Source organism: Halioxenophilus aromaticivorans (assembly GCF_042850945.1).
Taxonomy (GTDB): Bacteria; Pseudomonadota; Gammaproteobacteria; order Pseudomonadales; family Cellvibrionaceae; genus Halioxenophilus; species Halioxenophilus aromaticivorans.
Map to the genome: position 1 here is coordinate 3,785,015 of NZ_AP031496.1, position 12,327 is coordinate 3,797,341.

General features: G+C 51.1%; 8 protein-coding genes. 4 read left to right on the forward strand and 4 right to left on the reverse strand.

The window, feature by feature from the left end:
- Positions 1-60: 60 nt before the first annotated feature.
- From odhB to sdhA, 4 genes are all read right to left on the reverse strand, one after another.
- Entirely contained in the window at positions 61-1,569 is a 1,509-nt protein-coding gene (gene odhB, locus ACGHM3_RS16260) for a 2-oxoglutarate dehydrogenase complex dihydrolipoyllysine-residue succinyltransferase (protein WP_345425051.1), read from the reverse strand.
- An 85-nt stretch (positions 1,570-1,654) separates the two neighbouring features.
- Positions 1,655-4,492 carry a 2-oxoglutarate dehydrogenase E1 component gene (locus ACGHM3_RS16265; protein ID WP_345425053.1) on the reverse strand — a complete coding sequence of 946 codons (2,838 nt, stop codon included), beginning with the start codon at positions 4,490-4,492 and terminating at the stop codon, positions 1,655-1,657.
- Positions 4,493-5,025: 533 nt separating this feature from the next.
- Positions 5,026-5,730 carry a succinate dehydrogenase iron-sulfur subunit gene (locus tag ACGHM3_RS16270; RefSeq protein WP_345425055.1) on the reverse strand — a complete coding sequence of 235 codons (705 nt, stop codon included), beginning with the start codon at positions 5,728-5,730 and terminating at the stop codon, positions 5,026-5,028.
- Positions 5,731-5,747: 17 nt separating this feature from the next.
- Complete coding sequence (sdhA, locus tag ACGHM3_RS16275; protein ID WP_345425058.1) at positions 5,748-7,520, reverse strand: succinate dehydrogenase flavoprotein subunit; 1,773 nt, start codon at positions 7,518-7,520, stop codon at positions 5,748-5,750.
- A 1,365-nt stretch (positions 7,521-8,885) separates the two neighbouring features.
- On the opposite strand from sdhA, the gene gltA reads away from it, so the two are divergent.
- The 4 genes from gltA to ACGHM3_RS16295 all read left to right on the forward strand — a co-directional run bounded on the left by gltA (position 8,886) and on the right by ACGHM3_RS16295 (position 12,299).
- Entirely contained in the window at positions 8,886-10,160 is a 1,275-nt protein-coding gene (gene gltA / locus ACGHM3_RS16280) for a citrate synthase (RefSeq protein WP_345425061.1), read from the forward strand.
- Between the two features lie 167 nt (positions 10,161-10,327).
- On the forward strand, positions 10,328-10,840 hold the full coding sequence (locus tag ACGHM3_RS16285; RefSeq protein WP_390517248.1) for an RNA polymerase sigma factor: 513 nt from the start codon (positions 10,328-10,330) through the stop codon (positions 10,838-10,840).
- Between the two features lie 45 nt (positions 10,841-10,885).
- Positions 10,886-11,404 (forward strand): hypothetical protein, encoded by a 519-nt coding sequence (locus ACGHM3_RS16290; protein ID WP_345425066.1) that lies wholly within the window; start codon positions 10,886-10,888, stop codon positions 11,402-11,404.
- Positions 11,405-11,414: 10 nt separating this feature from the next.
- The gene (locus ACGHM3_RS16295) at positions 11,415-12,299 is read left to right on the forward strand and encodes a DUF4097 family beta strand repeat-containing protein (protein ID WP_345425069.1); all 885 of its coding nucleotides are present in this window, start codon (positions 11,415-11,417) and stop codon (positions 12,297-12,299) included.
- Positions 12,300-12,327 lie beyond the last annotated feature (28 nt).

The window sequence follows — 12,327 nt, forward strand, 5'->3', positions numbered from 1 at the left end:
GTTGCAGTGCAATATGGATGTTACCCCAACTAAGCAAGCAGTTCTCGACAATTTGACTGATTACACCTGTAACAGCATGCGGGCTGGGTCTTCGATGAACTCTTTGATCGCCACCAAGAATTGAACCGCGTCTTTTCCATCCAATAGACGGTGGTCGTAGGACAGCGCCAAGTACATCATTGGCAGAATTTCAACCTTGCCATCAACAGCCATTGGGCGATCTTGGATTTTGTGCATGCCCAAAATGGCTGACTGAGGTGGGTTCAGAATTGGCGTAGATAACAACGAGCCGAACACACCACCATTGGTAATGGTGAAGGTACCACCGGTCATTTCTTCAATACCGAGCTTGCCATCTTTAGCACGCATACCGAAATCGCGGATAGTGCTCTCGATGGTGGCAATGCTCATGTCGTCCACATCGCGCAGAACAGGTACAACCAAACCGTTAGGGGTAGAAACCGCAACACCTACGTCTTGGAAGCCGTGATAGACGATGTCGTCACCGTCGATGGAGGCATTCACTTGCGGGAAACGCTTCAGAGCTTCGCAAGCGGCCTTAGTAAACATACCCATAAAGCCCAAACGAGCGCCGTCATGGGTTTTCTCAAACAGATCTTTGTACTGCTTACGCATATCCATCAGCGGTTTCATATTCACCTCGTTAAAGGTGGTAAGCATGGCTGTGCTGGTCGAGGCGTTCAACAAGCGCTCGGCAATGCGCTTACGCAGACGAGTCATAGGAACGCGTTTTTCAATGCGCTCACCGGCAGGTAATGGCGCCGCGCTGGCAGCAGCCTTAGCCACTGGAGCTGGGCTAGCGGCCGGAGCAGCTGGTGCTGATTTAGCGTTAGCAACATCTTCTTTAGTGATGCGGCCGTCTTTGCCGGAGCCGGCAACAGATGCTAAATCGATGCCTTTTTCGCTGGCTAATTTACGCGCCGATGGCGAAGCAACGGCCTCGCCTCCGGCAGGGGCAGCTGCTGGTGCGGCCGCCGCAGGGGCCGCTGCGGTAGAGGCGGTAGCACCGGCTGTGATTTGACCAATTACCTGATTACTTTGGACGGTGGAACCGGCTTCAGCGGATATGGCACTCAATACGCCATCGGCAGGAGCAACAACTTCCAGTACAACTTTGTCGGTTTCAATATCAACCAACAGCTCGTCTCGGGATACTTGCTCGCCCACCGCTTTGTGCCAGCTTGCAACAGAACCGTCTTGCACAGATTCTGGAAAGGTCGGTGCTTTCAAGTCGACAACTTCACCACCACCGGAGTTGGCAGCCGGAGCTGCCTTCGGCGCACTGGCGGCCGGTGCAGCGGCTTGCTCACCTGCTTCAGCAATAATCCCAATGACTTCGTTACTCAGAACGGTATCGCCGGCACCTTTAATAATTTCGCCCAGTACACCGTCGGTTGAGGCGACTACTTCGAGCACCACTTTGTCGGTTTCGATATCGACTAAGAGCTCGTCACGACTGACGGCTTCGCCGGGTTGTTTGTGCCAATTTGCGACTACGCCGTCTTGAACCGACTCTGGAAAGGTGGGCGCCTTTATTTCTGTTGTCATTGTCGTATATCTTCCTCGAGATATTGCTGCTAGGTAATGGTTACTGCTTCGTCTTCTTAAACGCCACCGGAGGGTGGCATAACTGCTATGAATCTAGGGTTAATGCTTTGTTCACAAAACGATTTTGCTCTTCCAAATGCAGAGACATATACCCTGCCGCAGGAGCAGCCGATGATTCACGACCGGCAAACTTCATTGGAACCTGCTTAGTTAATTTCACCAATACACGGTCAATGCGGTGGCGAATGCCAAACCAAGCGCCTTGATTCATGGGCTCTTCTTGACACCAAACAATGTCTTGCAGATTTTCGTAACGAGAGATTTCAGCCAGTGCTTCTTCCTCGGGGAACGGATAGAGCTGCTCAACGCGCACCAGCGCGACATCTTCAATATTTTGCTCTTCGCGGGCTTCTAATAAATGGTAGTAGACCTTACCACTGCACATTACAACACGCTTGGCTTTTGATGCGTCTACGCTATCGTCGCCGATCACATTAAGGAATTTGCCCTGCGACAATTCTTCCAAGGTGGACGTGGCACGCGGGTGACGCAGAATCCATTTCGGGCTCATCACTACCAAAGGTCGACGCATAGGACGAACCACCTGACGGCGTAGCATGTGGAAAACCTGCGCGGGCGTGGTTGGAATACAGATCTGAATATTGTGCTCAGCGCACAACTGTACAAATCGTTCCAATCTCGCCGAGGAGTGCTCGGGCCCTTGGCCCTCATAACCGTGTGGCAGCAACATGGTTAAACCGCACAAACGGCCCCACTTGTGCTCACCACTGGTAATAAATTGGTCGATCACTACCTGGGCACCGTTGGCAAAGTCACCAAACTGGGCTTCCCAAATGACCAGGCCGTAGGGCTGGGTGGTGGCATAGCCGTATTCGAATGCCAGCACTGCCTCTTCCGATAAGTAAGAGTCATAGATATCGAAGGCGGGTTGACCTTCTGCCAGATTAGCCAGAGGTGTGTAGGACTCACCATCTTTTTGATTGTGAACTACCGCGTGGCGATGAGAAAAGGTACCACGACCGATATCCTGGCCAGTCATACGAACTTGGTTTCCGCTATCTAAGATGGTAGCGTAGGCTAGCAACTCAGCCATACCCCAGTTCAGGGCCAGGCTGCCCGCAGCCATCTTTTTGCGGTCTTCGTAGATTTTGGCGACCTGACGTTGAATCTGCACGCCGTCAGGAATTGCGCATAACTTATTGGCAAGCTCGCGTAAGCGCGCTAAATCAACTCCGGTATCGCCTTCAGCGACCCAGTCGTGGCCAAGAAACGGCGACCAATCAACAAACATGGAGCTGTCTGGCTCGGACACCAAGCCATCGGCCACGGATTCACCGCGGTCTAATCGAGCGCGGTATTCATTGGACATTTCAGTAGCGTCGGCTTCACTGACAACACCCTGCGCCACTAGAGCTTCAGCGTACAAAGTCCGAGTCGTTTTCTGACTGCGAATTTTTTTGTACATCAGCGGCTGTGTCGATGATGGCTCATCGGTTTCGTTGTGGCCGCGACGGCGGTAACACACCAAATCGATTACTACGTCTTTTTTGAACTCGTAGCGGTAATCCATGGCCAATTGAGCCACAAAAATAACCGCTTCTGGGTCATCGCCATTGACGTGGAAAACAGGCGCTTCGACGAATTTAGCCACATCAGTACAGTAGTCCGTAGAGCGTGCATCTTCCTCACGGCTAGTGGTGAAACCAACTTGGTTGTTGATCACGATGTGCACGGTGCCGCCGGTTTTGTAAGCGCGGGTTTGGGACATTTGAAAGGTTTCAAACACCACACCTTGGCCTGCGAATGCTGCATCACCATGCACCGAGATAGGTACAACTAAGTTACCGGTTGGGTCGTTGCGGCGATCTTGACGGGCGCGCACGGAACCTTCAACCACAGGCGATACGATTTCAAGGTGGGATGGGTTGAACGCCATGGCCAGGTGCACTTCACCGCCCTGGGTCATTACGTTGGACGAAAAGCCCTGGTGGTATTTAACGTCACCCGAGGTATCAACTAGCTTTTTACCTTCAAACTCATCAAATAGGTCAGTGGCATTTTTACCGAGGATATTAACCAGGGTGTTCAGGCGGCCCCGGTGGGCCATACCTAAAACGATTTCTTTAGTGCCGAAAGAGCCTGCACGCTTGATCAAAGAATCCAACAGCGGAATAAAACTTTCGCCGCCCTCTAATCCAAAACGCTTGGTACCGGGGTATTTACTGTCGAGATGACGCTCGAGGCCCTCTGCAGCAGTCAGGCGATCCAGCAGGCGCATTTTCACATCTTTGTTGTAACGTGGATTTGCGCGTACGCTTTCCAGGCGCTGTAACAACCACTGACGCTCAGCGGCATCATTAATGTGCGTAATTTCAGAGCCGATGGAATCGCAGTAGGTGTCTTCTAGAGCATCTATAATACTGCGCAGTGGGGCTTCTTCTACGCCGATCATCAACTCACCGGTTTGGAATACGGTGTCTAAATCGGCTTTGGTGAGACCGTGGTAGTGCAAGTCTAGATCTGGAACGGACTTAGCTTGCTGCAGATTCAGCGGGTCAGTTTTGGCTTTTTTGTGGCCGCGGGAGCGGTAAGCGTTGATCAACTGTACTACTTTGATCTGCTTGCGCTCGTGCTCCATATTGACAGAGCCACTGCCCAATGGAGCATGACTGCGAGCGCGCTCTTTGGCGAGTTCGGCGAACTGAGCACGGATAATGGAATGCGGTGTATCGGCGTCAACCACCCCTTGTACGCGAGGCAGTTGATCAAAATAATTCCGCCACGCCTCATCAACGGCGTTGGGGTCGTGTAAATAAGTGTCGTATAAATCTTCTACATAAGCAGCGTTACCACCCGATATGTGGGAGGTTCGCCAAAGCGCTTCCATTATACTGTCTTGCATATATGCCCGCCTCGAAATAGGGCTCTCTAACTGCAAGAGGCGCTAAAATGTCTTAGCCCGAAAATCACGTTAACTGACCGTGGAATTTTATAAAAAGCAAACACTCTGTATAAAAGGAGGCACAACTTAGCCGTGACGGGCCCTTGTGTCATCGCTTTATTTAGAGTGCTCCAATGCTTATCGCCTTACTTGTACAGATAGTCCGGTTCCCCGGCACCCTGACATGGAAAAAATCAAACTGTTCCTGGGGATCTCTCAACTCTAACCCAGGGCAGCACTCCAAATTAATTTTTTGGTCTAACTTACGTGCGTACACCGGCACACCACTATGGGTGTGCCGGTGTACTCATAGGAGATGTGCCTAGCTTGACCAAGCTAGCTCTCGTGACACAAATCCAGTTTCCGATGCTTTAGGGTAACGTTAGCCGCCTCTAAAGCCCGGACATCTTTTTATCACAACCTTAGACGGTTTTCACCGAATCGGCTACTCGACCTTTGTATTACAGCAATATTTATTGCTATAACACTAATAATTAGGTGGCCGAGCTCAATAGCATGTTGCGAATATGGCCAATCGCCCGAGTGGGGTTAAGACCTTTAGGGCAAACCTGAACGCAGTTTTGAATGCCATGACAACGGAAAACGCTGAAAGGGTCGTCGATGTTGGACAAACGCCTCTCGGTTTCATTGTCGCGGCTGTCCGCCAAGAACCGGTAGGCTTGCAGTAAACCTGCAGGACCTACGAACTTATCAGGGTTCCACCAGAAGGAAGGACAGCTGGTTGAACAACAAGCACACAAAATACATTCGTAAAGACCATCCAACTTGGCGCGATCTTCAGGCGACTGAAGACGCTCAATAGCTGGCGCCGGCTCGTTGTTTTGCAGAAACGGCTCGATCTTCTTGTACTGATCGTAAAATTGGGTCATGTCGATGACCAGATCACGCACAACAGGTAAGCCGGGTAAAGGGCGCAAAACAAGCGTATCGTTTTTAACGCACTCAGACAGCGCCTTGACACATGCCAAACCGTTAACACCGTTAATGTTCATGCCATCAGAACCACAAACACCTTCACGACAAGAGCGTCTAAATGCCAAGCTCGAATCCTGGGCCTTAATCAACTCCAGAACATCCAATACCATCAGGTCTTTGCCTTGTGTGTCGATGTCATAAGACTTCATGTAAGGCGCCTGGTCGGTTTCTGGGTTGTAGCGATAAACTTCTACTTTTAACATATCCATTACTCCCGAAATTAATAGGTACGCACTTTAGGCACAAAATAGTCAACCGTTTTGGGCTCAAAGTTGACTGCTCGCTTGCCCACCCGCTTCTCACCAGGGAAGTACATTGAGTGGCACAGCCAATTCTCATCGTCACGCTCTTGGAAGTCCTCACGGGCGTGTGCACCACGTGATTCTTTGCGCGCTTCCGCAGCAATGGCGGTAGCCTCTGCGGTCTCTAGCAAGTTTTGTAGCTCTAACGCCTCGATACGAGCGGTGTTAAAGGCATTACTCTTGTCGGCCAAGTGCAGATTTTCAATGCGCTCACGTAAGTCAGCAAGCTTGCGAATACCTTCTTGCATAAACTCACCCTTACGGAATACACCGAAGTGGTTTTGCATGACAGTTTGCAGCTCTTTACGCAGCACAGCAGCGTTTTCACCGGAGCTGGAATTATTGACCTTGTTAAGGCGGCTCATGGCCTCTTCGATATCGGTGGCGGTAGACTCACGCATCTCGATACCATCCTTAAGTTGTTGTTCAATATACAGGCCAGATGCACGACCAAATACAACCAAGTCAAGCAGCGAGTTGCCGCCCAATCGGTTAGCACCGTGCACAGATACACAGGCAATCTCACCACAGGCGTACAAGCCTTCGATAATCTGATCATTGCCGTTGGCGTCCTGAGTCAGTGCCTGACCGTGGATGTTAGTCGGCACGCCACCCATCATGTAATGACAGGTAGGAACAACGGGAACAGGTACTTTCACCGGGTCGGCGTGAGCGAAGGTGCGTGACAACTCGCAAATGCCTGGCAAACGGCTTTCCAACACTTCTTCACCTAAGTGATCGAGCTTGAGGAATACGTGATCGCCATCAGGGCCACAACCACGGCCTTCGAGAATCTCTAGGACCATCGAGCGAGCAACAACGTCGCGACCGGCCAAATCTTTAGCGTTTGGCGCGTAACGCTCCATAAAACGCTCGCCATCTTTGTTGATCAAGTAACCGCCCTCACCGCGGCAACCTTCGGTAACCAACACGCCGGCACCATGAATACCCGTTGGGTGGAACTGCCACATTTCAATATCTTGCATGGGCACGCCAGCGCGCAGGGCCATGCCAACGCCGTCACCGGTATTGATGTGCGCGTTGGTGGTGGAGGCGTAGATTCTGCCTGCGCCGCCGGTGGCAAATACGGTAGCTTTGGATTTCACGTAAACGGTTTCGCCCGTTTCGATACACAAAGCGATAACGCCGGTTACCACGCCATCTTGGTTTTTCACCAAATCAACGGCGAACCACTCGGTCATAAACACGGTGTTATTTTTGACGTTGTTTTGATATAGAGTGTGCAGCAATGCGTGGCCGGTACGGTCTGCCGCAGCACAGGTACGCGCCGCTTGGCCACCCTTACCGAAATCCTTCGACTGACCACCAAATGGGCGCTGGTAGATGCGACCATTCTCGGTACGAGAAAAAGGCAAACCCATATGCTCCAGCTCAAATACGGCCTCTGGGCCTACTGAGCACATGTATTCGATGGCGTCTTGGTCACCGATATAATCTGACCCCTTAACGGTGTCATACATGTGCCAACGCCAATCGTCGTCTGGATCCGAGCTTGCAATGGCGCAAGTAATCCCACCTTGGGCGGATACTGTATGGGATCGAGTCGGGAACACCTTAGTGATAACCGCGGTTTTAAAACCTGACTGAGCCATTTGTAATGCAGCGCGCATGCCTGCGCCACCGCCACCAATTACGATACCGTCAAAATCAATCGTTCGAATATTCGCCATAAACTAAAGCCCCCACAAAATCTTTACGCTGATAACTGCGTAAGTTACCGCAACCACACTGCAAGCTACGAACATAACTGCCCGATGCTTTACGGCCCCTATTTTATTCAACCCAGCCCGCATTTGAGCGCCGGCCTGTACCACCACAAACACTGTGGCCAACAAGCCTAAAACACGAACCCAGGGTTGATTGAAAAAGGACCGCCATTGTTCAATGGTCTGGTATGACCCAGAGAACAAATCGCAGTAGATTGCACCTGAAACTAGTATCACTAGAGCATATGCTGTTAGTACGATGGCACTAACACGTCGGATTAGCCCGTTATCAGTACCACTGAACCCATGCACGGCCGATGCCATTGAGGGGGATTCAAGATTAACAGGTCTATTTGTATTCACGGTTGTTACTACCTTCTATTCGCCCCTTTATGACTAGGAGGCTAAGTGTGTGCGGGGCGTGCCGCCACCGGTGGGTAGACTTCTGTCTTGCTGTATGTAGACTTCTATTTTGCTTTATAAAGATGCCACACTCGTTAGTTTGCCTCGGCCCATACATGTAACCCATACATGTAAGTAGGTGCCGGCGAACAGGGTTGATTATAGTTGAACAACCAAATAACGCAGACGGTGTGCACTAACCCAACGCTTCTTTTCGATCCAGGTGGCCAAACATGGTGAGCGTTATGGTTTTATCAGGCGGGACACAGGCAATGCGCCGCAGCGAGCCTTCATAAGCCGCGCCGAATTATAGTTACAAGGCATGTAAATTACAATTAGCTTACCGCCCCAATCGCAATATAAAGTCCCTCGGCTACAACCAAAAGCAATATGGGCTGACTTCTACCCCGTGTAAAGCTAATTTTCTCAGTTGCGCACCGCACCAAACGACGTTTACCGGTCAGAAATCAGCCAAACCATGGTGATTACGGCGCCAAACAGCCCAAAAATTACAAATTTTATCCAGGCCCCAATCATGGCCAAACCGAGGATAAAAATACTCTACTGCAGCACCGAAAACTGACGCCAAAGCTTCCTGCAAGGCCCGAAATTGCTGCACTTGCGTCATGAAGCAATATAAAAACAACTGGACTAAGTGTCACCCTTTTTTATTTCGAGTAAGACTAAAGACTAGGATATTAACTTGCATAATCTTGCAGTAGAAATTGACTTTCTCTACTAGCAACGTATAGTTTTTCTTCCCTGCTAATGGAGCATCTGGCGCCGAGGCCAGCTTTTGCCCCTTTTTTCCTAACGATCGGCTCAGTCATTTGACTACCAGACATAACTGCTTTTAGCGGCTATGGTATAAAAGTACGCTCTGAGAGAAGCCTTTCGCATTACATTACGCTGAAACAGGAGTCCGTTATGACTGATAAGAAAGCACAACTTACGGTCGAGGGTTTGGACGAGAAAATAGATCTTCCGGTGTATTCCGGCTCTACAGGCCCAGATGTTGTTGATGTTCGCGGTTTAACTAAGCACGGCTTTTTCACTTACGATCCCGGTTTTGTTTCTACCGCCGCCTGTGAATCCAAGATTACCTACATCGATGGCGACAATGGCGTTCTGCTTCACCGAGGCTACCCCATTGAACAGCTAGCAGATAAGTCCGACTACCTAGAAACCTGCTATCTCCTCCTCAACGGCGAACTGCCCTCCCCCGAAGAAAAAACTGAATTCGTAGATATCATCACTCACCACACCATGGTGAAAGAATCGATGTCTCGTTTCTTCCGTGGGTTTAACTACAACGCCCACCCAATGTCCATGATGTGTGGTGCGGTTGGCGCCCTGGCTTCCTTCTATCACGACGCCATCGACATTCATAATCCTGAGCACCGCGCCATTTCCGCGCACCGCCTGATCGCCAAAATGCCAACTCTGGCTGCCATGTGCTACAAGCACTACCTTGGCCAGCCGTTCATGTACCCTAACAACAAGCTGGGTTACGCAGAAAACTTCCTGCACATGATGTTTGGCACGCCATGCGACGACCCAGAAGTCAGCCCTGTTCTGGCCAAAGCAATGGATAAAATCTTCCTGTTGCACGCCGACCACGAGCAGAACGCCTCAACTTCCACTGTACGTCTAGCCGGTTCTTCTGGTGCCAACCCGTTCGCTTGTATCGCCTCTGGTATTACCGCTTTATGGGGCCCATCACACGGTGGCGCTAACGAAGCCGTGCTGGATATGCTGAACGAAATCGGCAGCGTTGACCAAATCGACAAGTACGTAGCAAAAGCCAAAGACAAAGACGACCCGTTCCGTCTGATGGGCTTTGGCCACCGCGTATACAAAAACTTTGACCCACGCGCCAAAGTAATGAAAGAGACCTGCGCTGAGGTATTGGAAGAGCTTGGCATCAACGATCCACTGCTGGCCGTTGCTAAGCGTCTGGAAGAGATCGCCTTGGAAGATCCGTACTTCGTTGAGAAGAAACTCTACCCCAACGTAGACTTCTACTCCGGCATTATTATGAAGGCTATCGGTATTCCTACCGAGATGTTCACCGTAATTTTTGCCACTGGCCGCACCGTTGGTTGGATCGCCCACTGGAACGAAATGCTCAGCGGCGAGCTGAAAATCGGTCGTCCTCGTCAGCTTTACACTGGCCATCCAAAGCGCGACTACCCAGGCTAAGCACTACGCTTACCCACCCCGAAAAAGCTGGCAACCGCCAGCTTTTTTTTTCAACCAACCGGCAGTGATTGCACCCTTCTCGCTCGTTAGCATCATTTTTTATGCCCGCCGTAAACCTTTCCTCCCGAGCCTCCGTCCTAGCTGACAAAGGACCTCCGGAACCAGCATTGGACATTCAAGAAAAGAAACTGGTTAAAGCCGCACAGAACGGAGACAGCAAGGCCTTTGAACAGCTCTACCGCGTGCATCACGCCCGCGTCTATGCGCTCTCTCTAAGGCTGTGTGGCGATCGACATTGGGCAGAAGATCTGAGCCAAGAGGCGTTCGTGCGCGCCTGGAATAAATTGGCCAGTTTTAAAGGCGACAGCCAATTTGGCACCTGGCTTTACCGCGTAACCGCAAACGTGGTGATTTCTAACTTGAGGCGCAATAAAGCCAAATTTGAAGACGACTTGGACAGTGTTGCCGAAGTGGCCAGCCAGGCCGGACAGTTTGACGCCGACGGCGATATTGAAAAAGCGCTGCACAAGCTACCCGATGGCGCGCGCACGGTATTGGTACTGTTCAGCATCGAAGGCTACACCCATGAAGAGATAGCCAGCACCTTGGATATTGCCGTGGGCACCAGCAAGGCCCAATTGCACCGAGCGCGTAATGCTCTAAAAACCTGGTTGGCTTAACGGCGATCCATGGGCTTAAAAGATTAACCGTGTTGAGAACACCGCATGAGCGAAACACCGAAGACACCCTTAAACGACTCAGAGCTTGACGCCAAGCTGGCAACACTAAGCGCGCGCATTGAGCCCGAGAACGAGTTATGGCCACAAATCGCGGCGCAAATTCATGTTCCAGCTCGGCCCTGGTGGCAGGCTGGTAGCGCCGTAGCAGCATCACTGCTGGTGGGCGTGTTAGGTATCACCGCCGCCCTATTTACCGGGCTGCAGAATCAACATTTGCGCGGTGAAATTGCCGCCAACTTTGATGTTCGCCAGCAAAACACCGCGATGATGCCAGCGTCCTATACCGCTGCCAACGCAGCAACGACGCCCCTAATTGACCAATGCCTGCAGCCCAGCCAAGCCCAAGTAATCGAACAAAATCTCGGGATCATCCAATCGGCCATCAATGAAATCAATTCAGCCCTAGAACAAGCACCCAACAACCCCGCATTGAATAAACGGCTGCTCGATTTGTCGAAGCAGCAAGTTAACCTTATTAACCGAGCCAACGCCATTTCCCTGTGAGGAACACGCCATGAACAATATCGTCTTATCCGTCGCGCTCGCGATTCCTAGCCTCGCCTTGGCGGCCGGTGAAAGCATCAATCAAATCAAGCCCACCGGTGAGGCTCCGAAAGTGTTGCTGGAAAACGTGCGAGGCAAGATCACGGTAAAAGGATGGAACAAGCAAGAAGTCAGTGTGGTTGGTAATTTAGACGAACAAACCGATCGCTTTGAATTCACCAGCAGCGATAGCGACGTAAAGATTGTCATAGACTCGCAACCCAACGCTCGCAGCTGGAACACCGGCAACAACCAAGGTTCTCACCTCACCATTCACCTCCCCCTGGGCGCTTCGCTGGAGGCTGAGGGTTTTGCCACGGATTTCAACATCAGCGGTATTTTAGGTGATATCGATCTAGAAACCGTCAGTGGCGAGCTGCGCGTGAGCGGCAATCGTTCACGGGTGGATTTGGAAACCGTCTCAGGTGACGTGGTGATTAATGATCACGAGGGCATGGTGTTCGCCGAGTCGGTAAGTGGCGATATCGATTTTGCCGGCATTGCAACCCGCTTGGAACTGGAATCCGTACAGGGCGATATTAACGTCAATAACCAAGGAAAATTGGACGAGGGCGAATTCAATTCGGTATCCGGCGATATAGAAACTAAAACCCACACCGGCAATAAACCGCATCTAGAATACAACGCCGTGAATGGCGATATCGACATTTCCTTTTTAAATTCGATTAACGCCAAAGTAGAAATCGACACCATGAACGGTGATATCCAAAATAACCTAACCGACGACTTGGCCAGCAAACAACGCTGGGCCGGTAGTTCGTTGGTATACACCGTGGGCGATGGCGATGGTGACATCCGTATCTCCACCGTCAGCGGCAACATTACTATCGAATAAACGCATTGCGGGTGCACCACACCCGCAA